Here is a 23,816-nt window from a genome sequence, read left to right as displayed (position 1 = left end):
TGCCCATAGTTGCGGCATCACAGGATGCGCCGGACCAGTTCGGGCGGGCGGGCGAGGACGACGCCGCGTTCGGTTTCGACCAGGGGACGCTCGATGATCGTCGGGTCGGCCGCCATCGCGGCGAGGATCGTATCGTCGGCGAGCGGCGGCGCATCGCCGCGCAGCCCCTGTCGCGGCGTCAGACCGGCACGGGCATAGAGGCGGGCAAGGTCGTCGGCGGTGGGCGGGGTCTTCACGTAATCGATCACGGTCACGTCCGCGCCGGCCGCGTGCAGCAGCGCCAGCGCGGCACGGGATTTGGAGCAACGCGGATGGTGCCAGATCGTCGCCTTCATCGCAGGTGCCGCCATTCCTCGACCGCATCGAGGAACGGTTGCGAGGTGCGCAACCTGGCGGAATCGGCGATCCGCCGCCGGGTGCCCCACGCCATGCTGCCGTCGAACCCGTCGCGCGCGCTGCACAGCGAGGCACAGGTATCGCCCGCATCGACATAGGTCAGGCGCCCGTCCTGCCGGCGGATCGTGATCCGGCATTGCGGCGCGCTGCTGTGGCGCGACGCGCGGTAGATCAGCGCCGGGCCGACCGCATCGGCGATCCCCGTCAGCTCGCACCGCGCGCCGTCGGGCGCGTGAAGGTCGAAATGGACATAGGCGTGGCGGGCGGCGATCGGCACGATCTCCACCACGCTGTCCACCCGCTTGCCCTGCGGATCGGTGGTCCGGCTGAGGTAATGGCCGGTCAGCGCGCGGACCGGGTCCTCGATCGACGAGCCGACCTTCAGCGACATCGCCAGCAGCAGGGGCGGGCCGGCGAGCCACCAGTATCGCCGCATCCCGTCAGGCGTCCTGCTTGGCGAGCCAATCCTCCAGCCATTTGATCGTGTAGCTACCCGCCTGGAATTCCGGGTCCTCGATCAACTGCTGGTGGAGGGGGATGGTGGTCTTCATCCCCTCGATCACGAATTCCTCCAGCGCGCGGCGCAGGCGGGCGATGCAGCGGTCGCGGGTGGTGCCGTAGACGATCAGCTTGGCGATCATGCTGTCGTAATAGGGCGGCACCTTGTAACCCGCGTACAGGCCGGAATCGACGCGGACATGCATCCCGCCGGGCGCATGGAAATGCGTGACCTTGCCGGGCGAGGGCATGAAGGTGCGCGGGTCCTCCGCATTGATGCGGCATTCGATCGCATGGCCGGAGAAGCGCACCTCGTCCTGCCGGACCGACAGGGGATTGCCCTCCGCGATGCGGATCTGTTCGCGGACCAGATCGATGCCGGTGATCATCTCGGTGACGGGATGTTCGACCTGGAGGCGCGTGTTCATCTCGATGAAGTAGAACTCGCCGGCTTCCCACAGGAATTCGATCGTGCCCGCGCCGCGATAGCCCATGTCGGCCATCGCCTTCGCCACGATGCCGCCCATCCGCTCGCGCTCGGCGGGGGTGATGATCGGGGAGGGGGCCTCCTCCAGCACCTTCTGGTGGCGGCGCTGGAGCGAGCAATCGCGCTCGCCCAGATGGATCGCCTGCCCGTTACCGTCGCCGAATATCTGGAATTCGATATGGCGCGGGTTGCCGAGATATTTCTCCATGTAGACGGTCGCGTCGCCGAACGCCGCCTTCGCCTCCGTCCCCGCCTGCTGCATCAGCGTTTCGAGCTGGTCTTCCGAATTGCAGACCTTCATGCCGCGCCCGCCGCCGCCCGACGCCGCCTTGATGATGACGGGATAGCCGATGTCGGCGGCCAGCACCTTCGCCTCTGCCACGTCGGAGATCGCGCCGTCGGAGCCGGGCACGAGCGGCAGGCCGAGCGCGCCGGCGGTCCGCTTCGCCTCCACCTTGTCGCCCATCGTGCGGATATGTTCGGGCTTGGGGCCGATGAAGATCAGGTCGTGCATCTCGACGATCTCGGCGAACCGGGCATTCTCGCTGAGAAAGCCGTAGCCGGGATGAATCGCGTCCGCACCGCTGATCTCGGCGGCGGAAATGATGTTCGGGATGTTGAGATAGCTGTCGGTCGCCGCCGGCGGCCCGATGCAGATCGCCTCGTCCGCGAGGCGCACATGCATCGCATCAGCATCGGCGGTGGAATGGACCGCCACCGTCCTGATGCCCATTTCATGACAGGCGCGGTGGATACGCAGGGCGATCTCACCACGGTTGGCGATCAGCAGCTTCTTGATCTGCGGCATTATTCGACCACGATCAGCGGCTGGTCGAATTCCACCGGCTGGCCGTTTTCGACCAGCACCTGACGGACGACGCCGGCGGTGGGGGCGAGGATCGGGTTCATCACCTTCATCGCCTCCACAATCAGCAACGTGTCGCCCGCCGCCACGGTCTGGCCGACGCCGGCGAACGGCTTCGCGCCAGGTTCGGCGGACAGATAGACGGTGCCGACCATCGGCGATTTTACCGCATCGACCGCGGCAGTCGGCGCGAAGGCCGCGACCTCGGCGGTGACGGCGGCCGGGATCGGCGCGGCGGCGGGCGGTGCCGGCGCATAGTGCATCGGTGCCGCGGCGGCCGGTGGCGCCTTGCGCGCAACACGGATCTTGCGGTCCTTGTCCTCGACCTCGATCTCGGTCAGCTGCGTCGTATCCAGCAGCTCGGCGAGCTGGCGGACGAGGTCGACATCGATCTGCATCGGGCCGTTCGGTTTAACGTCGGTCATGGTGACCCTTCCCCTTGTCAAGCGCGGGCGTCTGTCAGAAGCGGGCGGCGGCTTCAAGCGCCAGCATATATGATTGCGCCCCGAAACCCGCGATCGTCCCCTTCGCCGCGCGTCCCACGTAACTGATATGGCGAAATTCTTCCCGCCGATGCGGGTTCGACAGATGAACCTCGATCACCGGGGTCGTCACCGCCTTGATCGCGTCGTGGATCGCGATCGAGCTGTGGGTGAAGGCCCCGGCGTTCAGCAGCACGGCCTTTGCCCGGCGTGCCTGCGCCTCGTGCAGCCAGTCGACCAGATGGCCTTCGTGATTGGACTGGCGCAGGTCGATCTCCAGCCCGAGTTCGCGGGCGCGGTCTTCCAGCATCCCGGCGATGTCGTCGAGCGTGTCATGGCCGTAGATTTCCGGCTCGCGCAGGCCGAGCAGGTTGAGGTTCGGACCGTTCAGGACATAGATGGGGCCGGTGGCGTTTTCGGCCATGTCGGGGCGCTTTCGGTTGCGGGGCGCGGACCGCGCCCCTAGATCGCAGGTCTTCTACCCGTTCGTGTCGAGCGAAGTCGAGACATGTGTCCATGCGGGTCGGCCCTACAGATGACCGGTGCTTCTCGACTTCCGCTCGAAGCGACCGGGGGGAACGCGACATGGCCCATAGCGACGGCACCGTGACGATCACCGTGAATGGCGAACACAAGCGTATCAGCGCCGGGCTGACGCTGGCGCAACTGGCCACCGAGATGGGGCTGGTGGTGGAGAAGGTGGCGGTCGAGCGCAACCTGGAGGTAGTGCCGCGATCGACGCTGGCGGACGTGCTGGTCGAGGATGGCGACGATATCGAGATCGTGCATTTCGTCGGTGGTGGCGATCACGTCGCCCCGGTCACGCAGGACAGCTGGACCGTCGCAGGCCGGACGTTCCGGTCGCGGCTGATCGTCGGCACCGGCAAGTACAAGGACTTCGCGCAGAACGCGGCGGCGGTCGAGGCATCGGGCGCGGAGATCGTGACCGTGGCGGTGCGGCGGGTGAACGTGTCCGACCCCAACGCGCCGATGCTGACCGACTTCATCGATCCGAAGCGCATCACCTATCTGCCCAACACCGCCGGCTGCTTCGATGCCGAATCGGCGATCCGCACGCTGCGGCTGGCGCGCGAGGCGGGCGGCTGGGATCTGGTGAAGCTGGAGGTGCTGGGCGAAGCGAAGACGCTGTACCCCGACATGGTCGAGACGCTGCGCGCGACCGAGATACTGGCGAACGAGGGCTTCCTGCCGATGGTGTACTGCGTCGACGATCCGATCGCGGCGAAGCGGCTGGAGAATGCCGGCGCGGTCGCGATCATGCCGCTGGGCGCACCGATCGGATCGGGGCTGGGTATTCAGAACCGCGTCACCATCCGCCTGATCGTGGAAGGAGCAGGGGTGCCGGTACTGGTCGATGCCGGGGTCGGCTCCGCCTCCGACGCGGCGGTGGCGATGGAGCTGGGCTGTGACGGCGTGCTGATGAACACCGCCATCGCCGAGGCGAAGGACCCGGTGATGATGGCCGCCGCGATGCGCGCCGCCGTGGAGGCGGGACGGCTGTCGTACCGGGCGGGACGGATGGGGATGCGGCGCTATGCCGATCCGTCCAGCCCGCTTGCCGGCCTGATCTGAACGTTACGCAATTGTCACGGAACCCTGCCCCAACCCGGCCGTTATTTAAACCAGATCAAGCCGATGCGGTGGGCGTGTCGGCAAAATAACGGAGGCTCTCATGGGTGAGTTCACGGACAAGGTTGCAGCAGCAGCCAACAAGGTCGTCGGCAACGTCAAGGAAGCGATCGGCGAGCACACCGATAACGAGCGGTTGCAGGCCGAGGGCGAAGCGCAGCAGGTCAAGGGCACCGGGCAGGACGTCAAGGGTTCGGTCAAGGGTGCACTCGGCGACAAGATCTGATCTTGACGTTGACTGACTGAAAAAGCCGTCCCGGGAAACCGAGGCGGCTTTTTTATTTGGGGGTGTTGCTTTGAGTAAGATGTCGTCCGGCTAATTCGTCGTTGCGACTATAGTGAAGCAATCCAGAGGTAATGTCATGACGCTCTGGATTGCTTCGCTACGCTCGCAATGACGAGTTATATCGGGTCAACCCCTCGCCGCTATCGCCGACAGCGTGGTGCGGTTGGTGATGATCTCGATATCGGTGCGGCAATGCAGCACCCGGACGCCTGACAGCGTCTGTGCCTCGGCAAGGGCGGGGGCGAAATCCTCGGTGCGTTCGACCGTTGTGGCCCATCCGCCATAGGCGCGTGCCAGCGCGGCGAAATCCGGGTTGGTGAGGGTCGTGCCGGCGATCCGGCCGGGAAACTCCCGCTCCTGATGCATCCGGATCGTGCCGTAGCCGCCATTATCGACGATGACGACGAGCAGGTCGGCGCCATGCTGGACGGCGGTGGCGAGTTCCTGTCCGTTCATCAGGAAACACCCGTCCCCCGCCAGCGCGACGACGCTCCTGCCCGGATGGCGCAGCGCGGCGGCGATTGCGGCGGGCAAGCCATAGCCCATCGCCCCGGCAGTCGGTGCCAGTTGCGTCCCCGGTCCGGCATAATGCCAGTAACGGTGCCACCAGCCGGAGTAATTGCCCGCGCCGTTGCAGATGATCGTATCGGCGGGCAGCACCGCGCGCATCGTCGCGACGCAGGGGCCGAGATCGAGCGTCACGCCGGCACGCGGGGCGGGGGTGGACCAGTCGAGCCATGCGGCATGGGCCGCCGCCCCTTCGGCACGGGGCGACAGGTCGATCGCGGCGAGCGCCCCGGCGAAATCGGCCATGCCGGCGCAGATGGGCAGATCGGTGCGATAGACCATGCCGGGTTCGTGCGGATCGGGATGGACATGGATCAGGCGCTGGCCGGGATGGTCCGGCGTGACCAGCGTGTAGCCGTCCGTCGTCGCCTCGCCCAGCCGGGCGCCGATCACCAGCAACAGGTCGGCGGCGCGGACCCGCTCGACCAAGGCAGGCGCGGGGCCGTAGCCGAGATTGCCGGCATAGACCGGACAATCATTGGCGACCGCATCCTGCCGGCGGAACGCGGCGGCCAGCGGGATGTCGCTGCGGGTGGCCCAGTCGGCGACGCCGCGCGCGGCCGCGTCGTTCCAATCGGCGCCCCCAATGATTGCGACAGGACGCTCGGCCGCGTCGAGCAGAGCGGCGAGCTGCGCCATCGCGATCGGATCGGCCGGCTGGGCGAGCCGCTCCACCCGTGGCCGGTCGGCTGCCTCGACCCGGTCGAGCAGCATGTCTTCCGGCAGCGCCAGCACGACGGGGCCGGGGCGGCCGTTCATCGCGGTGGCATAGGCGCGCGCGACATATTCGGGGATGCGCGCCGCGTCGTCGATCCGGGCGGCCCATTTCGCCATTGGCGCGAACATCGCGGCGAAGTCGATCTCCTGAAACGCCTCACGGTCGCGGGTGGCGCGATCGACATCGCCGATGAACAGGATCATCGGCCGGCTGTCCTGCATCGCGACATGCACGCCGATCGAGGCGTTGGTCGCGCCGGGGCCACGGGTGACGAACGCGATGCCGGGCCGCCCGGTCAGCGTGCCGTCCGCACAGGCCATGAACGCGGCCCCACCCTCCTGCCGGCAGGTGACGAGATCGATCGCGGGCGTGTCGTGCAGCGCGTCGAGCACCGCCAGGAAGCTCTCGCCGGGTACGGTGAAGATACGATCGCACCCTTGCACCACGAGTTGATCGACAAGGAGGCGGCCGCCGGTGCGCTGGGTCATCGCGGCACGATAGACGATGGCGGCGGATGCGGGAACCGGGGCGGGGCGGCGATCATTGGCGATGCCTGACGACAAGGACAAAAATGATGACGTTTCCTGCCGATCCCGTGTGGTTCATCACCGGCTGTTCGACCGGCTTCGGCCGCGCCCTGGCCGAGCGGGTGCTGGCGCGCGGCTGGCGCGTCGTGGCGACCGCGCGCGATGCGGCACGGGTCGCCGACCTGGCCGATGGTGCGGACGACCGTGTGCTGGCGCTGGCGCTCGACGTGACCGATCCGGCACAGGTCGCGGCGGCGGTGACCGCGGCGGAGGCACGGTTCCGGCGGATCGACGTGCTCGTGAACAATGCCGGCTATGGCTATCAGGCGTCGATCGAGGAGGGCGAGGACGACGAAATCCGCGCACAGTTCGAGGCGAACGTGTTCGGCCTGTTCGCGCTGACGCGGGCGGTGCTGCCGGGGATGCGGACGCGGGGCAGCGGCCATGTCATCAACATCACCTCGGTCGCCGGGCTCGTCGGTTTTCCGGGGTCGGGCTATTATGCCGCGTCGAAACATGCGGTGGAGGGCTTTACCGATGCGCTGGCGGCGGAGGGGGCACCGATCGGCATCCGCGCGACCTGCGTCGAGCCGGGGCCGTTCCGCACCGACTGGGCGGGCCGGTCGCTGCGCCAGACGCCGGTGCGGATCGATGCCTATGCGGACACCGCCGGGGCGCGGCTGGATTCAACCAGGGGGTATAGCGGCACCCAACCCGGCGACCCGGTGCGCGCGGCGGCGGCGATGATCGCGCTGGCCGAGGAAGAGACGCCACCCCGGCACATGGTGCTGGGCGCGTTCGGGATGGACGCGGTGACCGATCGCCTGCGCGCCCGGCTGGCCGAAATCGAGAGCCGGCGGGCGGCGAGCGTGGCGACCGATTTTCCGGCCGATGAAGCCTGAAGCAGGATGACATTGGTCTGATCCGCCCCGTCGTTGCGAGCGTAGCGAAGCAATTCAGAGCCCAGTGCGTGACGCCCTGGATTGCTTCGCTACGCTCGCAATGACGGATGGGCGGGTTTCACGTCATCGTGCCTTACCGGTTCAGCTTCACCAGCGCCGCATCGAGCGCGGAGAGGAAGCGGGAACGGTCCGCCTTGGCGAAGGGGGCGGGGCCGCCCAGTTGATCGCCGCCCGCGCGCAGATCGGCCATGATCGCGCGGGTGGCGATGGCGCCGCCGATCGAGGCGGTGGTGAAGGGCTTGCCGGTCGGCGACAACACCGTCGCGCCCGCTTTCAGGCAGCGATCGGCAAGCAGGATGTCGGCGGTGACGACGACCGATTTCGCATCCGCCGCCTCCGCGATCCAGTCGTCGGCGGCATCGAACCCGTCGCTGACGACGATGCGCGAGACGAGGGGATGGGCGGGCACGCGCAGATGCTGGTTGCTGACGACGACCACCGCGACGCCGATCCGCCACGCGACGCGGTAGATTTCGTCCTTTACCGGGCAGGCATCGGCATCGACGAGGATACGGCGGGGGTCGGGGATGACGGGCCTCTCTGTTTTGAGGTCTTGGAGCCTAGTGGCGTGAAGCCGCCATGCTGTCGTTGCGAGCATAGCGAAGCAATCCAGGGCGTCATGCGCGGGGCTCTGGATTGCTTCGCTGCGCTCGCAATGACGGGATGGGGTCGGGCAAGGCGATCCGGCGATGGCGGCGAACCGGGCGATCCATGCGAAAAGGGCCGGGGTTTAGCCCGGCCCTTTCATTCTATCCGGCAAGGGCCGGCATGGGAGTAAATCCCATGCCGTCAGTCGCGGGTTATACCCGCGCTGGCCGGCCGTGCGCGTGCGCCTTTGGCGCAGCGGCGGGCGGCTTGTACCGCGCGCCCCGCTTCGGCTTACGCGCCTGCGACTTCCGCCGTGTCGACGCGGATGCCGGGGCCCATCGTCGACGACAGCGCGATCTTGCGGACATACTTGCCCTTCGCGCCCGACGGCTTGGCCTTCACGACCGCATCGACCAGCGCGTCGAAGTTCGCGCGCAGATCCTCAGCCGGGAACGATGCCTTGCCGATGCCGGAATGGATGATGCCGGCCTTTTCGACGCGGTATTCGACCTGACCCGACTTGGCGTCCTTGACGGCCTGCGCGACGTTCATCGTCACGGTGCCCAGCTTCGGGTTCGGCATCAGGCCCTTGGGACCCAGCACCTTGCCGAGGCGACCGACGACGCCCATCATGTCCGGGGTCGCGATGCAGCGATCGAAATCGATCGTGCCGCCCTGGATGATCTCCATCAGGTCTTCGGCGCCGACCACGTCGGCCCCGGCCTCACGCGCCTCGTCCGCCTTCGCGCCGCGCGCGAACACGCCGACGCGCACCGTCTTGCCGGTGCCCTTGGGCAGGTTCACCACGCCGCGGACCATCTGGTCGGCGTGACGCGGATCGACACCCAGGTTCAGCGCGACCTCGATCGTCTCGTCGAACTTCGACGTGGCGTTCGAACGGGCCAGTGCGATCGCCTCGTCGACGCCGTGCAGCGTCTCGGGGTTGATGGCGTTCGCCTTCTGCTTCTTGCTCAGCTTGGCCATGGATCAGCCCTCCGTAACTTCGAGGCCCATGGCGCGGGCCGAACCTTCGATGATCTTCGTCGCCGCCTCGATGTCGTTGGCGTTCAGGTCCTTCATCTTGACCTGTGCGATCTCGGCGAGCTTGGAGCGCGCGATCTTGCCCGCAGACACCTTGCCCGGCTCCTTCGAGCCCGACTTCAGGCCGGCGGCCTGCTTGATGAGGAAGGTTGCCGGCGGCGTCTTCGTCTCGAAGCTGAACGAACGATCGGCATAGACGGTAATCTTCGTGGGGATCGGCGTTCCCTTGGCGATATCCGTCGTCGACGCGTTGAACGCCTTGCAGAATTCCATGATGTTCACGCCGCGCTGACCCAGCGCCGGCCCGATCGGCGGGGCGGGCTTCGCATCGCCGGCAGGAACCTGCAGGTTGATGTAACCTGTGATCTTCTTTGCCATTGTCTCTCTGTTCCAAGTTTAGCGGTTCGAACGGACGCGAACGTCCTCCCGCGAGGCTATCCGGTGCAGATGCACGGGAAGGGGGCGCGCTTAGACGAAAGCGCGGTGGGGGGCAAGGTCAAGCGCCAATGGCCACGTTGCGGCAAAGCCGCATCGTGACGTCGGAACGGGACCGTTTTCGCGGCCCGCCGGCCGGCGTTCGCAAGTAAGGCTTTGCCCTACTTGCTCCGCTCAACCTGCTCGAAGTTGAGCTCCACCGGGGTGGCGCGGCCGAAGATCGATACCGACACCGATACCTTCGACTTGTCGAAGTCGAGCGATTCCACGGTGCCGTTGAAGCTGGCGAAGGGGCCTTCCAGCACCTTGACCGCGTCGCCGATCTCGTAATCCACCTTGACCTTGGTCTTCGGGGCGGCGGCGGCTTCTTCCTTGGAATTCAGCATCCGCGTCGCTTCGGATTCGCTGATCGCCTGGGGCTTGCCCATCGATCCGAGGAAGCCGGTCACCTTCGGCGTGTTCTTCACGAGGTGATAGACCTGATCGGTCATATCGAGCTTGGCGAGGACGTAGCCGGGCATGAACTTGCGTTCGACCGCGATCTTCTTGCCGCGGCGGGCCTCGGTCACGGTTTCGGTCGGCACCTCGATCTGCTCGACGAGACGGTCGAGCCCGAGCCGGGTCGCTTCCGCCATGATCGCGTCGCGAACCTTGCCCTCGAAGCCCGAATAGGCGTGGATGATGTACCAGCGCGCCATCGTGCGTTGTTCCTTACTGCGCGAGCTTGAGCAGGGCGTTGACCACCGCGTTGAAGAACGAGTCGACACCCAGGAAGAACAGGGCGAGGATCGTGGTCATGATGACGACCATCAGGCCGGTCATCCACGTTTCCTTCCAGGTCGGCCAGGTGACCTTGCGGGTCTCCGTCTTGACCTGGTTGATGAACTCCATGGGGGTCGTCTTCGCCACGTACCGTCACGCCCGCTAATCTGTTTGGTCGATCGGGAGACATGAACCCAGCCGCCGTTTCCCTTGTCAGGGGAACCGGCGCGGGGGATCATCCTCGCTGTCGGATAGGCCGCCACTTAATCCCCTCGCGCCCGATGCGCAAGGGTGCGGGCATCGTCACGCGATGCCGAGGTCGGCGGGGCCAAAGGCGTGGGGCAGCAGGTCGGACAGGCGGTGGCTGCGGATCGCATCGCCCTCCGCCGCGCCGCAATGCACGGGCAGGTCGCGACCGCCGAGCTGTGCCGCCTCGTTCAGCACCTGACGGCAGCGGCCGCACGGGCTGACCGGTACGGTGCCGGTGGGGCGGCCGGCATCGTCCATCGCGCCGCCGATCACCGCCACCGCCGCCACGTCGCGCAGGCGACCCGCGGCGGCGGCGGTGGCGATCGCGACCGTCTCCGCGCAGAGCGACAGGCCGTAGCTGGCATTTTCGACATTGGCGCCGGTGACGATGCTGCCGTCGGTCATCAGCAACGCCGCCCCGACCGCGAAGCGCGAATAGGGAGCATGGGCATTCAGCGCCGCGACGCGGGCGGCCTGCACCAGCGCGGTCACGGCGGGGTCGGAAGCGGTGGGATCGGTCATGATGTAGGTCGAGGTTCCGGTTTACGAATGTCGGCGGCGATCAGCCGCGCAGGTAGAGGACGCAGATCAGCGTGAACAGGCGGCGGGCGGTGTCGAAATCGACCTCGATCTTGCCTTCCAGCCGTTCGCGCAGCATCTCGGCCGCCTCGTTGTGAACACCCCGGCGTGCCATGTCGACGGTTTCGATCTGTTGCGGCGTGGCGCGGCGGATCGCCTGGTAATAGCTGTCGCAGATCGCGAAATAATCCTTGATCGGCCGGCGAAACCGCCCGAGCGCGAGGACCAGCGTTTCGAGGTGCGACCCATCCTCGCGGTGGATGTGGATGCCGAGACGGCCTTCCTCGGTCTGCAGCTTGATCCGGTACGGGCCGGCATAGCCATCGGCATGGACCCGTTGCGGCGCGAAATGATTCTGTTCGATCAGGTCGAAGATCGCGATGCGGCGTTCCTGATCGACATCGGCCGATCGCCAGCCGATGCTGCCCTCGTCCAGTTCGACGGCGATGATGCGCGGATCGGCCATGCCCCCGGATAGCGGCGTGTCCGCAAACTGTCACTGATCGTCACATGGCCTTTGAAGCGATGGAGTCGCGGGGGTATGGGCCGGGCATGGCAACCCTCGCATTCCCCGCACCCACGACCCCCGTCGCGCCCCAGCTTCCCCGCAACGTCGAGGCGGAGGCCGCGATGCTCGGCGCGATGATGATCGACAACCGGCTGGCCGACGATCTGGTCGACCGGCTGGAACCGGTGCATTTCTTCGAACCCGTCCACGGCCGCGTGTTCGCTGCGATCAAGACGCTACGCGCCGCCGACATGCTGGCGACACCCGTCACGCTGCGCCCGATGTTCGAGGCGGACGAGGGGATGCGCGAACTGGGTGGTCCCGCCTATCTGGCCGGACTGACGGGATCGGGCGCGGGGCTGATCGGCGCGCGGCAGTTCGCGCAGCAGATCTACGATCTGGCGATGCTGCGCGCGCTGGTGACGGTGGGGCGCACGCTGGTCGACCGGGCGATGGACACGTCAGAGGCGGTGAACCCGCGCGCGCAGATCGAGGCGGCGGAGGAGGAACTGTACAAGGTGGCCGGCGACGGCGGGGCAGAGAACGCGACCAAGACCTTCGCCCAGGCCACGACGATGGCGGTCAAGATGGCGGAACGTGCGCTCAATTCGGGCGGCAACCTGTCGGGCGTGACGACCGGGCTCGATTCGATCAACGCCAAGATCGGCGGCATGCATCACAGCGATCTCATGATCCTCGCCGGGCGACCGGGCATGGGCAAGACGTCGCTCGCCACCAACATCGCGTTCAACGCGGCGCGGCGCTGGATGCGCGACATGGCGGACGGGATCGCCCCGGCCGATTCGGTTGGCGCCAAGGTCGCGTTCTTCAGCCTGGAAATGAGCGCGGACCAGCTGGCGACGCGTATTCTGGCCGAACAGTCACAGATCAGTTCCGAATCGCTGCGCATGGGCAAGATCAGCCGCACAGAATTCGGGCAACTGGCGGCGGCGGCGGCGGAGCTGGAGAATTTGCCGCTGTTCATCGACGATACCGGTGGCCTGAGCATCAGTGCGCTGCACACCCGCGTGCGGCGCCTGCAACGGCGACACAATAACGAGATCGGGCTGGTGGTGGTCGACTATCTCCAGCTGCTGACCTCGGGCACCAAAAGCGACAACCGCGTGCAGGAAATCTCCGAAATCTCGCGCGGGCTGAAGACGCTGGCCAAGGACATGAACGTGCCGGTACTGGCACTGTCGCAGTTGAGCCGCGCGGTGGAAAGCCGCGAGGACAAGCGGCCGATGCTGTCCGATCTGCGCGAATCGGGATCGATCGAGCAGGACGCCGACATGGTCTGGTTCGTCTATCGCGACGATTATTACCTGGCGATGAGCGAGCCGGAGATGCCGACCGCGGGCAGCAGCGCCGATGTGCAGACCAAGCATGCGATGTGGAGCGAACGCTATCAGGCGGCCGCGGGCCTCGCCGAACTGATCGTCGCCAAGCAGCGCCACGGCGCGACCGGCAAGGTGACGATGAAGTTCGATCCGACGATCACCCGCTTCTCGGATTATGCGGGATATTGAGGATCGCGGGCGTCAGAGGCCCGCTTCGTCGACCTTGATGCCGTTGCCCGCGATCATGTGGATGCCGCATTCCACCTTGTCCATCCCGCGCCAGCGACCCGCGCGCGGGTCTTCGCCGGGACGGACGGGCGAGGTACAGGGTGCGCAGCCGATCGAGGGGTAGCCCTGCGCTTCCAGCGGATGACGGGGCAGGTCGTGCCGGGCGAAATACGCGTCGAGCGCGGCCTTGTCCCAGTCGACCAGCGGGTTGATCTTGAGCCGGCCCTGATCCTCCTCGAACCGGGGCAGCGCGGTGCGGGTGCCGGCCTGGAAGCCCTTGCGACCCGAAATCCAGGCGTCGAAGGGGACAAGGGCGCGGGCGAGCGGCTTCACCTTGCGGATTTCGCAGCAGCCGTCCGGATCGTAGGACCAGCGTTCCGCCTGCTTGTCGCGTACCGCGAGCAGGTGCGGATCGGGGCGCACGACGCGCAGGTCGGTCAGGCCGAGGCGTTCGGACAGGGTATCGCGGTAGGCGAGCGTCTCGCCGAACATCTTCTGGGTGTTGGTGAAGATCACCGGCACGCTGCGGTCGACGCCCGCGACGATATGCAGCAGCACTGCCGATTCCGCCCCGAACGACGATACCGCCGCAACTCGTCCGGCGAGTTCGCCGGTCAGCAGTTCGGCGAGCATCGCGGGCGCGGGCACACCGGCGAACCGCGCCTCCAGCGCTGCCGCGTCGGCGGCGGTGAAGGCGGGGCGGGTATCGATCGTGTCGAGCGTGCGAACCGGTTCAGCCATGACGGCGTTTCCAGACGGGCACGACCGCATCGACGGCGGGCTGATAGCGATAGTCGTAGCGATCGAGGCTGCGGCGCAGCACCTCCGCATCGATCTCCGCTTCGGGGGCGAAGCTGTCGAAGCCGCAGCGACGCATCAGCGGCAACTGGTCGACCAGCACGTCGCCCTGCGCCCGCAATTCGCCGGTATAGCCGCCCTCGCGCAGGATACGTCCGGCGGAATAGCCGCGACCGTCGCGGAACGAGGGAAAGCTGACCTCGATCAGCGCGAGCCGGTCGAGATGGGGGAGAAGGGCACGCGCATCCTCGCCCGCTTCCAGCCGGACGGCGGTGGCGTTGGTCTGTTCGGCGAGGAAGGCGTCGAGCGTGACCGCCGGCTCGTCATGCGCCACGTCGTCGCGGAAGCGCAGCAGGTCATCCATAGATCGCCTCCTTGAACGGCTGCATTCCGACCCGGCGATAGGTGTCGAGGAACCGCTCGCCGGGTTCGCGCAGCGAGACATAGGTGTCGGTCGCCCGTTCGATCGCGTCGACCACGCCGTCCTCGTCGAAGCCGGGGCCGGTGATCTTGCCGAGCGATACGTCCTCCGCGCCCGAGCCGCCGAGCGAGAGCTGGTAGTTCTCGGTGCCTTTCTTGTCGACGCCGAGGATGCCGATATGGCCGGCATGGTGGTGGCCGCAGGCGTTGATGCAGCCCGATATCTTGAGCTTCAGCTCGCCCAGATCGCGCTGGCGCACGGGATCGGCGAAGCGGGTCGCGATCTTTTGCGCCAGGGGGATCGAGCGGGCATTGGCGAGGCTGCAATAGTCGAGGCCCGGGCAGGCGATGATGTCGGTGATGAGATCGAGGTTCGCCTCCGCCAGCCCGACGTCGCGCAACGCTTCCCATACTGCGTACAGATCGGCCTTGCGGACATGCGGGAGGACGAGGTTCTGGGCGTGGGTGACGCGCAGTTCGTCGAAACTGTAGCGTTCGGCCAGATCGGCGACGAGGTCGATCTGCGCGGAGGATGCGTCGCCCGGGATGCCGCCGGCGGGTTTGAGGCTGACCGTGACGATCGCATGGCCCGGCTGCTTGTGCGCCACGACGTTCTGGTCGAGCCAGACGGCGAAGTCGGGATCGCTGCGATCGACCCGGTCCGGCGCATCCGTATCGAAGGCGGGGGGCGCGAACATCGCGGTGATGCGGGCCAGTTCGGCGGCGGGGGGATCGAGGCCGAGCGCCTTGACCGCGACGAATTCCTCCTCGACCTGGCGGCGATAGTCGTCGGCGCCGATCTCGTGGACGAGGATCTTGATCCGCGCCTTGTACATATTGTCGCGGCGGCCGTAGCGATTGTAGACGCGCAACGCGGCTTCCAGATAGCTCATCAGATCGTCGGCGGGAACGAAATCGCGGATCAGCGGCGCGATCATCGGGGTGCGGCCCATACCGCCGCCGACGAAGATGCGCGCGCCCAGCTCACCGTCCTGCGTCACCAGCTGGATGCCGATGTCGTGCAGGCGCATCGCGGCGCGATCCTCGTCCGCGGCGATGACGCAAATCTTGAACTTGCGCGGCAGGTAGCTGAATTCGGGGTGGAACGTACTCCACTGGCGGATGAGTTCGGCCCAGGGGCGCGGGTCCGCGATCTCGTCGGCGGCGGCGCCGGCGAACTGGTCGGACGAGATGTTGCGGATGCAGTTGCCGCTGGTCTGGATGGCGTGCATCTCGACCGTCGCCAGTTTTGCGAGGATATCGGGCGTATCCTCCAGCTTGATCCAGTTGAACTGAAGGTTCTGGCGGGTGGTGAAATGCCCATAATCACGGTCGTAATCGCGCGCGATCGATGCGAGCATCCGCATCTGCCGGCTGTCGAGCGTGCCGTAAGGGATGGCCACCCGCAGCATATAGGCATGCAGCTGGAGATAGAGGCCGTTCATCAGCCGCAGCGGCTTGAACTGATCCTCGGTCAACTGGCCGGCGAGACGGCGGGTCACCTGATCGCGGAACTCGTCGACGCGGGCGTCGACGATGCTCTGGTCATATTCGTCATACTTATACATGAGCGGGGGCCTTGGGTGTCGCGCGGCGGAGCGCGGTCGCAAGAAGAATGTGGTTCGCGTAGGGACGCGAGGACGTGAAGAAGATATGGTTCGCGCGGAGGCGCGGAGACGCGGAGAAGAAGAAAGGTTTTCCGGTCGCGTCAGCGGCTAGGAAGCGCGACGCCGCCGGTAATTCCGGGGGACGCTGCGCGCCGGGGAAGACACCTCCGCGTCTCCGCGTCTCCGCGTGACCCCCTTTCTTTGTCTTCGCGCGCATCATATCACCCAGCTTCCCGCGGTCGGATCGGCCGGTTTGAGCGTCAGGTCCGGCCGCACCGTCGGGCCGAGCGCGCGGATACGGTCCTTGATATGGGCGGGGCGGGGGCCGTCCGCCGTCATCGTCGCGTCGATCACATAGGGCACGTTGACGCGGCGCGCGCCTTCCTCAGCACGGGCGATCGCCTCGCCCTGGTCGGCCACGTCGATGGCGTCGTCCAGATGGCGCGACCAGCCGGTGCCGGTCCACCAGGTGACATCGCCGCTGGCGAGGTCGTTACCGGTCAATATCCTCATGCTTCGGTCTCTTCCGCGATCCGTGCCCAGCGGGCAAGCTTGTCTTCGGCGTCCGACAATTCAACGACTTCGCCTACGACGATCACCGCCGGGCTGCCGACGCGTTCGCGCGCGACCATCGCGCCGAGATCGGCGAGCAGGGTGCGCAGCCCGCGGTGGCCGGCCAGCGTGCCGCGTTCCAGCACCGCGACCGGCATGTCGGGGGCGACGCCGTCCGCCATCAGCTTGTCGGCGATGACGGCGGCGGTGGCGACGCCCATGTAGATCACGAGCGTGCGGCCCTGCCCGGCGAGGCCGGACCAGTCCTGATCCTGCAACCCCTTGCACTGGCCCGCCACGAACGACACCGCCGACGAATGATCGCGGTGGGTGAGCGGCAGCATCGCCTCCGCCGCGCAGCCGAGCGCGGCCGAGACGCCGGGGATCACCTCGACCGTCAGCCCGGCGGCGCGCACCGCCTCCACCTCCTCGCCGCCGCGACCGAAGATGAAGGGGTCGCCACCCTTCAGCCGGATGACGATCGCGCCGGTCTTCACATGCGCCACGATCAGCGCGTTGATCGCCTCCTGCGGCAGGGTGTGGCGGGCACGGCGCTTGGCGACCGAGATGCGCTGCGCGGTGGCGGGGGCCAGATCGAGGACCCGGGGGTCGATCAGGCCGTCGTGCACGACGATGTCGGCGATCTTCAACGCCTCCACCGCGCGCACGGTGAGCAGGCCGGGATCGCCGGGGCCTGCCCCGACGAGGATCACGCGCCCGCGCGCGTGGGGATCGAGTAACGTCGCCATGCACCATCAGATGGCGTCTTCGTGCAGGTGCGGCAATCGAGCGATGCTTGGGGCGGGGGTAGCATGGCTTTGGGCGGTGGGCGCAACGATCCATTGTCTTCTGTTCCACTTCGCGCAAAGGCTGCATCGAAAAGGGGAAATCCATGCGCCTGACCGTTGCCGTCGCTCTGCTGCTTGCCGCCACCTGCGCCACGCCCGTCCTGGGTCAGGCGATCCCGCTGGCGACGCCACTGCCGGGCGACGGACCGGAAGACGCCAAGCTGAAGCGGCTGTTCCATGACAGCGACGAACGCGATCTGGCGCTGAATCCGATCCAGGCGATCTTTCGCGGGGACCTGCGCTATGCCGACCGCTTCGGCGAATATCTGACCGATGCCCGCACCGCGATCGAGAAACGCAACACGCAGGCCGATCTGGCGGCGATCACCGCGATCGATCGCGACAAGCTGACCCCGGTCGACCGGATCGCCTACGACGTGTTCCGCAACCAGACCGAGGTGGCGTTGCGCGGCTTCGCCCCGGCGATCGAGCGGATCGAGCGGGCGTTGCCGATCAATCATTTCGGCGGCTTCCAGACCTTCTATCCCGACTTCGCGTCGGGCAAGGGCGGCGCGCCGTTCAAGACGGTGCAGGATTACGAGAACAACCTGACGCGCAACGCCGCCTATGCCGCGTTGTACGATCGCATCATCGCCCGGTTCCGAGAGGGTATGGCTGGAGGGATCGTGCATCCCAAGCTGGTCGTGCGCAACATGATCGAGCAGTTCGACGGCCTGCTGGCGCAAGGGGTGGAGGGATCGACCTTCTATGCGCCGGTCACGATGTTCCCGTCGTCGATGTCCGCGGCCGACCGGACCCGGCTGACCGCCGCCTATGCCGCGCAGGTCCGCGACGTCCTGATGCCGGCACATCGGAAAATCCGGGATTTCCTGGCGGACACATATCTGCCCAGGGCGCGCGACACGGTGGGGCTGTCGGCGATGCCGGGTGGCGACGCGCTGTATGCCTACCGGATCGAGCAGTCGACGACGCTGCCGATGACGGCGGACGCGGTCCACACGCTCGGCCTGTCCGAAGTGGCACGGATCACGCGCGAGATGAACGCGCAGCAGGCGGCGGTGGGGTACAAGGGTACGCTGGCGCAGTTCTTCACCTTCCTGCGCACCGATACGCGGTTCCAGCCCAAGACCGCCGAGGAGGTGCGGCTGGGCTATGAGGCGATCGGCAAGCGGGTGGATGCGCGGGTGTGCGAGCAGTTCTCGCTGATCCCGAAGACGCCGCTGGAAATCCGGCCGGTCCCCGATTTTCGGGCGAAATCGGATGCGGGCGGCTCTTATCAGGGCGGCACACCGGACGGGTCGCGCGCGGGCGTGTTCTATTACAACACCTACGACCTGCCGATCCGCTATACCTGGGGGATGGAGACGCTGTACCTGCACGAAGCGGTGCCGGGGCATCATTTCCAGGTCAGCCTGGCGCAGGAGAATGCCGCGCTGCCGTCGTTCATCCGGTTCGGCGGCAATACCGCCTATGTCGAGGGCTGGGCGCTCTATGCGGAGACATTGTGGAAGCCGCTGGGGATGGAGACCGATCCGTATCAGCGGATGGGCGGCCTGAGCGACGAGATGCTGCGCGCGATGCGGCTGGTGGTGGATACCGGGCTGCACGCCAAGGGGTGGAGCCGCGAACGGGCGATCGACTATATGCTGGCAAATTCGCCGATGTCGAAGACCGACGCGACTGCCGAGGTGGAGCGGTACATCGCGATCCCAGGACAGGCGACCGCGTACAAGATCGGCCAGTTGACGATCTCGAAACTGAAGGCACAGGCACAGGCGAAACAGGGCGCGGCGTTCGATCCGCGGGCATTCCATGCGCAGGTGCTGGATACGGGCGCGCTGCCGATGCCGGTGCTGGAGAAGAAGATCGGGGACTGGCTGGGGAAGTGATTCCCCGCCCTGAGGCAGTTCAACCCATCCCGTCATTGCGAGCGTAGCGAGGCAATCTAGAGCGTCACACGCCGCGCCTTGGATTGCCTCGCTACGCTCGCAATGACGATTGGGGCTGCTTTGATGGCATCATCGTCAAGCCGTCGATGGGAACGGTCCGGCCCCTTCGACGCATCGGGGGTCGGGACGTTCTATTCGTCCCGCAAGCCGATGCCGATCGCGGCGCGGGAATTGTCGGTTTCGCTGGAGACGACCGGATAGGCGCAGTAATCCGCCGCATAATAAGCGGAGGGGCGGTGATTGCCGGACCAGCCGATGCCGCCGAACGGCGCATTGGAGGCGGCGCCGTTGGTCGGGCGGTTCCAGTTGACGATGCCGGCGCGGATATGGGCCCAGAACCGGTCGTAGAGTTCGGGCGTCTGGCTGACCAGCGAGGCGGACAGGCCATAGCGCGTCGCGTTCGCCTCTGCGATGGCGGCGTCGAAATCGCCGTGGCGAATCACCTGCAACAGCGGGCCGAACAGCTCGACATCGGGACGGTCGGGCACGGCGGTAACGTCGATCATCGCGGGCGTCAGGAAGGGGCGGCCCGGCACCGGGCGTTCCAGATGGCGGATCGGCCGGCCGCCGCGCATCAGCAGGTCGACAAAGGCGTCGCTCAACTGGTCGGCGGCGTCGTTGTCGATCACCGGCCCCATGAACGGCGCGGGATCGTCGTGCGGAGCGCCGACGATGATGCGACCGATCAGGCGATCGAGTTCCGCCACCAGCGGTTCGTACAGCGCGTCCTGCACGATCAGGCGGCGTGCGGCGGTGCAGCGCTGGCCCGCGCTGGTGAAGGCGGACTGTGCCACCAGCACCGCCGCGCCGGCGATGTCGGGCGTGTCCCACACGATGATCGGGTTGTTGCCGCCCATCTCCAGCGCGAGGATCTTGTCCGGCCGATCGGCGAACAGACGGTTGAGCGCAAGGCCGGTGGTGGCCGAGCCCGTGAACAGCAGCCCGTCGATACCGGGATGGGCGGCCAGCGCCCGCCCCTCGTCCGCGCCGCCGACCAGCAGGCGCGCACATTCGGCGGGTACCCCGGCGGCATGAAGGCAGTCGATCATGAAGGCGCCCGTGGCAGGTGTCTTCTCCGACGGTTTGAACACCACCGCGTTACCCGCGATCAGCGCGGGGACGATGTGGCCGTTGGGCAGGTGCGCAGGGAAATTATAGGGGCCGAGCACCGCCAATACGCCGTGCGGCTTGTGCCGGACGGCGACGCGCGCGCCGAGCTGCCCGTCCATCCGCCGCTGCGCGGTGCGTTCGGCATAGGCCGCGACCGAGATGTCGACCTTGGCGATCACCGAGTCGATCTCGGTCCGCGCTTCCCAGAGCGGTTTGCCGGTTTCGCGCGCGATCAGGTCCGCGAAGGCATCGTAGCGCTGACGGACGACATTGGCGTAGCGACGCAGCGTCTCCACCCGGAACACCAGCGGCCGTGCGGCCCAGCCGACCCAGCCGGCGCGGGCGGCGGCAACCTCGTCGTCCGCGTTGCCGATGGGCAGGCGGGCCAGTTCGGCACCGGTCGCGGGTTCATGGGACAGAAGGTCGGTCATCGCGGTGTCTTACCCTGTCCGGCTGGCTTGTCTAATCACCGCAGCGCCGCCGCCATCGTCCGGATTGCGGCGACCTTGGCATGGAGCGGCGACCAGTCGTCGGCGGTGGCGATCGGCGCCCATAGCGCCTCCACCTCGTCGATCTGCATCCCGCACGGCTCGCCCGACCAATAGGGGTGGGCACGGTCGCTACGCGGCGGATGCGCGGCGAGCGCGGTACGTACCGCGGCCCATGGCTCGCCATAGGTGGCAGGCAGGTCGGGACGGGCGAAGGCGTCGAAGAAGAAGCGGTCGATCGGCGTGGCGGTGGTGCGCAGCGCCTGCTCCACCGCGCGGACGGTGGCGCGGTCGGTGTCGGGGTCGACCGGCGCCAGCCCCAGCCGCCACAGGATCGCAGCGGCGAGTTCGCGCTGGAACCGGGGGGCGAATCCGTCGAGCGCGGCGACCAGCGGGTCGCTGTCGGCGATCAGGCGCAGCGAACTGGCGAACTGCATCGCGTTCCAGCCGATCGCCTCCGGCTGGCGACCGAAGGCGTAGAGGCCGGCATGGTCGAAATAGGCGGCAGTGTAGGCCGGGTCCCATGTCGGTGCGAAGCGCCACGGGCCGTAATCGAAGCTCTCGCCGGTCACATTGATGTTGTCGGTGTTGAGCACGCCGTGGACGAACCCCGCTGCCATATAGCGCGCCGCCAGCGTCGCGGTGCGATCGACGACATGGGTCAGCAGGCGGACGGGATCGTCGCTGTCCTCGCCGTACAGGTGGCGCAGGACGTAGGCGACGAGGGCGCGCATCGACGCCTCGTCACGTTCATAGGCGAGCCGCTGGAAACTGCCGATGCGGATATGGCCGTGGCTGAGCCGGACCAGCACGGCGGAGCGGGTGGGGGAGGGCTCGTCGCCGCGCATTAGTTCCTCACCCGTCTCGACCAGCGACAGGGTGCGCGAGGTGGGGACGTTCAGCGCCTCCAGCATCTCGGTCGCGAGGATTTCGCGGACGCCGCCCTTCAGCGTCAGGCGACCGTCACCGGCGCGGCTCCATGGCGTCTGCCCCGATCCCTTGGTGCCGAGGTCCATCAGCCGGTCGCGATCGTCCCGGAGCTGTGCGAAGGTGAAGCCGCGACCGTCACCGAGATCGGGGTTGTACTGGCGGAACTGGTGGCCGTGATACCGCAGCGCCAGCGGTTGCGGCAGCGTGCCGGGCAGGGGGACGAAGCGGCCGAAATGCGCGGCCCACTCGTCGTCGGTCAGGTCGGCGAGGCCGATCTGCGCGGCGGCGCGATCATTGCGGAAACGCAGGATCGTTTCCGGGAAGTCGGCCGCCGCGACCGGATCGTAGAAGGCGTCGCCCAACGAGAGGATGGGCCAGTCGGGGCGGTATGCTTGCGGGGAGAAGGGCATCCGCCGATATGGGTGGTCGAACACGGGAACCGCAACATGGCCGCTTATGCAAAACTACATTGGTGGTCGAACGACGGGGTGCGGCTCCACGCGCGCGATTATCCCGGCGATCCCGCCAGGGTGCCGCTGGTCTGCCTGCACGGGCTGACCCGCAACGCCCGCGACTTCGCCGCCTTCGCCGAAGCGCATTCGGGGGAGCGGCGGGTGATCGCGGTCGATTTCCGCGGTCGGGGCGAAAGCGGCTATGCCAAGGACGCGATGTCCTATGTCCCGCTCACCTATGTGCAGGATGTCGAGGCATTGCTGGCGGACCAGGGCATCGGCCGGTTCGCGGCGGTGGGCACGTCGCTGGGCGGGATCGTGACGATGCTGCTGGCGGGACCGGCAAAGGGGCGGCTGGCCGGCGCGCTGCTGAACGATATCGGCCCGGAGATCGAGGCGGCGGGGCTGCAACGCATCCGCGGCTATGTCGGCCGGGGATCGAGCTGCCCGACCTGGCTGCATGCGGCCCGGACGATCGAGGAGAACAACCGCGACGTCTACCCCGGCTGGGGGCTGGAACAGTGGCTGGGCATGGCCAAGCGACTGTACCGGCTGTCGAGCGGCGGGCGGATCGTGCTGGATTACGACCTGCGCATCGCCGAGCCGTTCCGCGTGCCGGGTGCGGAGGCGGGGCCGGATATGTGGGGCGCGCTGGCCGGGCTGGCGGACATGCCCGTGCTGCTGGTGCGCGGCGAACGATCCGACCTGCTGGGCGAACCGGCGATGGCGCGGATGGCGGCCACGCTGCCGAACGCGGAGCGGGTGACGGTGGCGGAGGTCGGCCATGCGCCGATGCTGGACGAGCCGGTGGCGGATGCGGCGATCCGTCGCTGGCTGGCGCGGCTGGACTGAACAATCTGTGATTTTATGAAATCCAGCAAGGCTGCATTCAGATTGCCAACAGGCATATTGATGCTGAATTTAATGAGGCAAAGCACCTCCTGTAACAGCTTGCAGTCGTTTATATGCCGGGCCGTTTCAGTGGAAAAATGGCGACGCCGCCGCCGTTTCGACGTTAGGATACTGTGATACCTAAATAAAGGAACCAGATCATGTTCGTTTCATTGATATTGGCCTTGAGTGTTCCCGCAGTCCAAGTGGAACAAGTGAATATCGATTCTGATGCCCGCCGTATGTTCCTGATGGGGCTAGAGCGTAAACTGGGCGGAAAGTTCATCATATCGGGGCTTGGTGACGCCGAAGCGGAATGTCGTGAAACAAAAAGCTGCATTGCCGCCGATGACGTAATCGGACAGTTTTCCAATGATGCCAGAGTTTCGTCGCTGAAAAACCTGCTCGATCGGACGAATGTCTCCGGTGAAAGGCCAATTGCCATCGTAAGCTTGCGTAATGTCAGTCGAACCGCGTCAAGCTACAAGATCGGTGCATCGCTGTACGAGCCAAAGGTAGGCCGCTGGCAAAACAAAATTGCTCGAGTACGGATGATCGGGAAAAGCGTGGACGCATCTTCGCCCCTTATTCGTCTGACCGAATGGTATGATGAGCCTGACAAAAAACTCTGATAATCAATAT

The 23,816-nt window shown here is 66.8% G+C and carries 27 protein-coding genes; 7 read left to right on the top strand and 20 right to left on the bottom strand.

The annotated features are described in order from the left end of the window. Positions 1-17: 17 nt before the first annotated feature. From ABD719_RS13825 to aroQ, 5 genes are read right to left on the bottom strand one after another with little or no spacing between them, the layout of a single operon-like run. The gene (locus tag ABD719_RS13825; RefSeq protein ID WP_344693961.1) at positions 18-335 is read right to left on the bottom strand and encodes an ArsC/Spx/MgsR family protein; all 318 of its coding nucleotides are present in this window, start codon (positions 333-335) and stop codon (positions 18-20) included. Further along, the gene (locus tag ABD719_RS13820) at positions 332-832 is read right to left on the bottom strand and encodes a hypothetical protein (protein WP_344693960.1); all 501 of its coding nucleotides are present in this window, start codon (positions 830-832) and stop codon (positions 332-334) included. The genes ABD719_RS13825 and ABD719_RS13820 overlap by 4 nt, the downstream gene beginning before the upstream one ends. A 4-nt stretch (positions 833-836) precedes the next feature. Then, the gene (gene accC / locus ABD719_RS13815) at positions 837-2,189 is read right to left on the bottom strand and encodes an acetyl-CoA carboxylase biotin carboxylase subunit (protein WP_344693959.1); all 1,353 of its coding nucleotides are present in this window, start codon (positions 2,187-2,189) and stop codon (positions 837-839) included. Then, positions 2,189-2,671: an acetyl-CoA carboxylase biotin carboxyl carrier protein gene (gene accB / locus ABD719_RS13810; RefSeq protein WP_192129227.1), complete on the bottom strand. Its 483-nt coding sequence runs from the start codon at positions 2,669-2,671 to the stop codon at positions 2,189-2,191. Before accB ends, accC begins: the two co-directional genes overlap by 1 nt. A 34-nt stretch (positions 2,672-2,705) precedes the next feature. Next, positions 2,706-3,152 (bottom strand): type II 3-dehydroquinate dehydratase, encoded by a 447-nt coding sequence (aroQ, locus tag ABD719_RS13805; RefSeq protein WP_192129224.1) that lies wholly within the window; start codon positions 3,150-3,152, stop codon positions 2,706-2,708. A 161-nt stretch (positions 3,153-3,313) separates the two neighbouring features. Between aroQ and thiS the strand changes: the two genes are divergently transcribed. Further along, positions 3,314-4,321: a sulfur carrier protein ThiS gene (thiS, locus tag ABD719_RS13800; protein WP_344693958.1), complete on the top strand. Its 1,008-nt coding sequence runs from the start codon at positions 3,314-3,316 to the stop codon at positions 4,319-4,321. Between the two features lie 100 nt (positions 4,322-4,421). Next, a complete protein-coding gene (locus ABD719_RS13795) occupies positions 4,422-4,604 on the top strand; it encodes a CsbD family protein (RefSeq protein WP_344693957.1) in 183 nt (60 codons plus the stop codon). Positions 4,605-4,790: 186 nt separating this feature from the next. Here ABD719_RS13795 and ABD719_RS13790 read toward each other — a convergent pair whose 3' ends face one another. Further along, complete coding sequence (locus ABD719_RS13790; protein ID WP_344694036.1) at positions 4,791-6,437, bottom strand: thiamine pyrophosphate-binding protein; 1,647 nt, start codon at positions 6,435-6,437, stop codon at positions 4,791-4,793. Positions 6,438-6,523: 86 nt separating this feature from the next. Here ABD719_RS13790 and ABD719_RS13785 point away from each other — a divergent pair, with 86 nt between their 5' ends. Next, positions 6,524-7,378: an oxidoreductase gene (locus ABD719_RS13785; protein ID WP_344693956.1), complete on the top strand. Its 855-nt coding sequence runs from the start codon at positions 6,524-6,526 to the stop codon at positions 7,376-7,378. A 133-nt stretch (positions 7,379-7,511) separates the two neighbouring features. Here ABD719_RS13785 and ABD719_RS13780 read toward each other — a convergent pair whose 3' ends face one another. The 7 genes from ABD719_RS13780 to ABD719_RS13750 form a co-directional block, all read right to left on the bottom strand. Further along, on the bottom strand, positions 7,512-8,036 hold the full coding sequence (locus ABD719_RS13780; RefSeq protein ID WP_344693955.1) for a YaiI/YqxD family protein: 525 nt from the start codon (positions 8,034-8,036) through the stop codon (positions 7,512-7,514). A 281-nt stretch (positions 8,037-8,317) separates the two neighbouring features. Beyond that, positions 8,318-9,010 (bottom strand): 50S ribosomal protein L1, encoded by a 693-nt coding sequence (gene rplA, locus ABD719_RS13775; protein ID WP_192129885.1) that lies wholly within the window; start codon positions 9,008-9,010, stop codon positions 8,318-8,320. A 3-nt stretch (positions 9,011-9,013) separates the two neighbouring features. Then, entirely contained in the window at positions 9,014-9,445 is a 432-nt protein-coding gene (gene rplK, locus ABD719_RS13770; RefSeq protein ID WP_192129884.1) for a 50S ribosomal protein L11, read from the bottom strand. Between the two features lie 218 nt (positions 9,446-9,663). After that, a complete protein-coding gene (gene nusG, locus ABD719_RS13765; RefSeq protein WP_192129883.1) occupies positions 9,664-10,200 on the bottom strand; it encodes a transcription termination/antitermination protein NusG in 537 nt (178 codons plus the stop codon). Between the two features lie 13 nt (positions 10,201-10,213). Further along, positions 10,214-10,411 (bottom strand): preprotein translocase subunit SecE, encoded by a 198-nt coding sequence (gene secE, locus ABD719_RS13760; protein WP_192129882.1) that lies wholly within the window; start codon positions 10,409-10,411, stop codon positions 10,214-10,216. 156 nt (positions 10,412-10,567) lie between these two features. Continuing rightward, positions 10,568-11,035: a cytidine deaminase gene (locus ABD719_RS13755; protein ID WP_344693954.1), complete on the bottom strand. Its 468-nt coding sequence runs from the start codon at positions 11,033-11,035 to the stop codon at positions 10,568-10,570. Between the two features lie 40 nt (positions 11,036-11,075). Beyond that, entirely contained in the window at positions 11,076-11,558 is a 483-nt protein-coding gene (locus ABD719_RS13750) for a UPF0262 family protein (RefSeq protein ID WP_344693953.1), read from the bottom strand. An 86-nt stretch (positions 11,559-11,644) separates the two neighbouring features. On the opposite strand from ABD719_RS13750, the gene ABD719_RS13745 reads away from it, so the two are divergent. Then, positions 11,645-13,129, top strand: a complete 1,485-nt coding sequence (locus ABD719_RS13745; protein WP_344693952.1) for a replicative DNA helicase — start codon at positions 11,645-11,647, stop codon at positions 13,127-13,129. 12 nt (positions 13,130-13,141) lie between these two features. Here ABD719_RS13745 and ABD719_RS13740 read toward each other — a convergent pair whose 3' ends face one another. The 5 genes from ABD719_RS13740 to cobA form a co-directional block, all read right to left on the bottom strand. Beyond that, on the bottom strand, positions 13,142-13,909 hold the full coding sequence (locus ABD719_RS13740) for a phosphoadenylyl-sulfate reductase (protein WP_344693951.1): 768 nt from the start codon (positions 13,907-13,909) through the stop codon (positions 13,142-13,144). Beyond that, a complete protein-coding gene (locus ABD719_RS13735; protein WP_344693950.1) occupies positions 13,902-14,330 on the bottom strand; it encodes a DUF934 domain-containing protein in 429 nt (142 codons plus the stop codon). Before ABD719_RS13735 ends, ABD719_RS13740 begins: the two co-directional genes overlap by 8 nt. Further along, positions 14,323-15,954, bottom strand: coding sequence for a nitrite/sulfite reductase (locus ABD719_RS13730; protein ID WP_344693949.1), 1,632 nt, complete (start codon positions 15,952-15,954; stop codon positions 14,323-14,325). The genes ABD719_RS13735 and ABD719_RS13730 overlap by 8 nt, the downstream gene beginning before the upstream one ends. 255 nt (positions 15,955-16,209) lie before the next feature. Continuing rightward, entirely contained in the window at positions 16,210-16,506 is a 297-nt protein-coding gene (locus ABD719_RS13725) for a DUF2849 domain-containing protein (RefSeq protein WP_344693948.1), read from the bottom strand. After that, positions 16,503-17,294: a uroporphyrinogen-III C-methyltransferase gene (cobA, locus tag ABD719_RS13720; RefSeq protein ID WP_344693947.1), complete on the bottom strand. Its 792-nt coding sequence runs from the start codon at positions 17,292-17,294 to the stop codon at positions 16,503-16,505. Before cobA ends, ABD719_RS13725 begins: the two co-directional genes overlap by 4 nt. A gap of 143 nt (positions 17,295-17,437) precedes the next feature. Between cobA and ABD719_RS13715 the strand changes: the two genes are divergently transcribed. Continuing rightward, positions 17,438-19,243, top strand: a complete 1,806-nt coding sequence (locus ABD719_RS13715; RefSeq protein ID WP_344693946.1) for a DUF885 domain-containing protein — start codon at positions 17,438-17,440, stop codon at positions 19,241-19,243. 191 nt (positions 19,244-19,434) lie between these two features. On the opposite strand, the gene astD is transcribed toward ABD719_RS13715, so the two are convergent. Beyond that, entirely contained in the window at positions 19,435-20,844 is a 1,410-nt protein-coding gene (astD, locus tag ABD719_RS13710) for a succinylglutamate-semialdehyde dehydrogenase (RefSeq protein ID WP_344693945.1), read from the bottom strand. A 35-nt stretch (positions 20,845-20,879) separates the two neighbouring features. Then, positions 20,880-22,241 carry a protein adenylyltransferase SelO family protein gene (locus ABD719_RS13705; RefSeq protein ID WP_344694035.1) on the bottom strand — a complete coding sequence of 454 codons (1,362 nt, stop codon included), beginning with the start codon at positions 22,239-22,241 and terminating at the stop codon, positions 20,880-20,882. 36 nt (positions 22,242-22,277) lie between these two features. On the opposite strand from ABD719_RS13705, the gene ABD719_RS13700 reads away from it, so the two are divergent. Then, positions 22,278-23,135 (top strand): alpha/beta fold hydrolase, encoded by an 858-nt coding sequence (locus tag ABD719_RS13700; protein ID WP_344693944.1) that lies wholly within the window; start codon positions 22,278-22,280, stop codon positions 23,133-23,135. Positions 23,136-23,335: 200 nt separating this feature from the next. Beyond that, positions 23,336-23,806, top strand: a complete 471-nt coding sequence (locus ABD719_RS13695; RefSeq protein ID WP_344693943.1) for a hypothetical protein — start codon at positions 23,336-23,338, stop codon at positions 23,804-23,806. Positions 23,807-23,816 lie beyond the last annotated feature (10 nt).

It is taken from the genome of Sphingomonas cynarae (assembly GCF_039537815.1).
GTDB classification, from domain to species: Bacteria; Pseudomonadota; Alphaproteobacteria; order Sphingomonadales; family Sphingomonadaceae; genus Sphingomonas; species Sphingomonas cynarae.
The sequence above is the reverse complement of the archived record's forward strand: the minus strand, read 5'-3'. Positions and strand labels throughout refer to the sequence as shown.

What these genes read in the sequence shown, in the direction of transcription:
- ABD719_RS13825 (WP_344693961.1), bottom strand. Translation starts at nt 335, where the DNA reads ATGAAGGCGACGATCTGGCACCATCCGCGTTGCTCCAAATCCCGTGCC.
- ABD719_RS13820 (WP_344693960.1), bottom strand. Translation starts at nt 832, where the DNA reads ATGCGGCGATACTGGTGGCTCGCCGGCCCGCCCCTGCTGCTGGCGATG.
- accC (WP_344693959.1), bottom strand. Translation starts at nt 2,189, where the DNA reads ATGCCGCAGATCAAGAAGCTGCTGATCGCCAACCGTGGTGAGATCGCC.
- accB (WP_192129227.1), bottom strand. Translation starts at nt 2,671, where the DNA reads ATGACCGACGTTAAACCGAACGGCCCGATGCAGATCGATGTCGACCTC.
- aroQ (WP_192129224.1), bottom strand. Translation starts at nt 3,152, where the DNA reads ATGGCCGAAAACGCCACCGGCCCCATCTATGTCCTGAACGGTCCGAAC.
- thiS (WP_344693958.1), top strand. Translation starts at nt 3,314, where the DNA reads ATGGCCCATAGCGACGGCACCGTGACGATCACCGTGAATGGCGAACAC.
- ABD719_RS13795 (WP_344693957.1), top strand. Translation starts at nt 4,422, where the DNA reads ATGGGTGAGTTCACGGACAAGGTTGCAGCAGCAGCCAACAAGGTCGTC.
- ABD719_RS13790 (WP_344694036.1), bottom strand. Translation starts at nt 6,437, where the DNA reads ATGACCCAGCGCACCGGCGGCCGCCTCCTTGTCGATCAACTCGTGGTG.
- ABD719_RS13785 (WP_344693956.1), top strand. Translation starts at nt 6,524, where the DNA reads ATGACGTTTCCTGCCGATCCCGTGTGGTTCATCACCGGCTGTTCGACC.
- ABD719_RS13780 (WP_344693955.1), bottom strand. Translation starts at nt 8,036, where the DNA reads ATGCTCGCAACGACAGCATGGCGGCTTCACGCCACTAGGCTCCAAGAC.
- rplA (WP_192129885.1), bottom strand. Translation starts at nt 9,010, where the DNA reads ATGGCCAAGCTGAGCAAGAAGCAGAAGGCGAACGCCATCAACCCCGAG.
- rplK (WP_192129884.1), bottom strand. Translation starts at nt 9,445, where the DNA reads ATGGCAAAGAAGATCACAGGTTACATCAACCTGCAGGTTCCTGCCGGC.
- nusG (WP_192129883.1), bottom strand. Translation starts at nt 10,200, where the DNA reads ATGGCGCGCTGGTACATCATCCACGCCTATTCGGGCTTCGAGGGCAAG.
- ABD719_RS13755 (WP_344693954.1), bottom strand. Translation starts at nt 11,035, where the DNA reads ATGACCGATCCCACCGCTTCCGACCCCGCCGTGACCGCGCTGGTGCAG.
- ABD719_RS13750 (WP_344693953.1), bottom strand. Translation starts at nt 11,558, where the DNA reads ATGGCCGATCCGCGCATCATCGCCGTCGAACTGGACGAGGGCAGCATC.
- ABD719_RS13745 (WP_344693952.1), top strand. Translation starts at nt 11,645, where the DNA reads ATGGCAACCCTCGCATTCCCCGCACCCACGACCCCCGTCGCGCCCCAG.
- ABD719_RS13740 (WP_344693951.1), bottom strand. Translation starts at nt 13,909, where the DNA reads ATGGCTGAACCGGTTCGCACGCTCGACACGATCGATACCCGCCCCGCC.
- ABD719_RS13735 (WP_344693950.1), bottom strand. Translation starts at nt 14,330, where the DNA reads ATGGATGACCTGCTGCGCTTCCGCGACGACGTGGCGCATGACGAGCCG.
- ABD719_RS13730 (WP_344693949.1), bottom strand. Translation starts at nt 15,954, where the DNA reads ATGTATAAGTATGACGAATATGACCAGAGCATCGTCGACGCCCGCGTC.
- ABD719_RS13725 (WP_344693948.1), bottom strand. Translation starts at nt 16,506, where the DNA reads ATGAGGATATTGACCGGTAACGACCTCGCCAGCGGCGATGTCACCTGG.
- cobA (WP_344693947.1), bottom strand. Translation starts at nt 17,294, where the DNA reads ATGGCGACGTTACTCGATCCCCACGCGCGCGGGCGCGTGATCCTCGTC.
- ABD719_RS13715 (WP_344693946.1), top strand. Translation starts at nt 17,438, where the DNA reads ATGCGCCTGACCGTTGCCGTCGCTCTGCTGCTTGCCGCCACCTGCGCC.
- astD (WP_344693945.1), bottom strand. Translation starts at nt 20,844, where the DNA reads ATGACCGACCTTCTGTCCCATGAACCCGCGACCGGTGCCGAACTGGCC.
- ABD719_RS13705 (WP_344694035.1), bottom strand. Translation starts at nt 22,241, where the DNA reads ATGCCCTTCTCCCCGCAAGCATACCGCCCCGACTGGCCCATCCTCTCG.
- ABD719_RS13700 (WP_344693944.1), top strand. Translation starts at nt 22,278, where the DNA reads ATGGCCGCTTATGCAAAACTACATTGGTGGTCGAACGACGGGGTGCGG.
- ABD719_RS13695 (WP_344693943.1), top strand. Translation starts at nt 23,336, where the DNA reads ATGTTCGTTTCATTGATATTGGCCTTGAGTGTTCCCGCAGTCCAAGTG.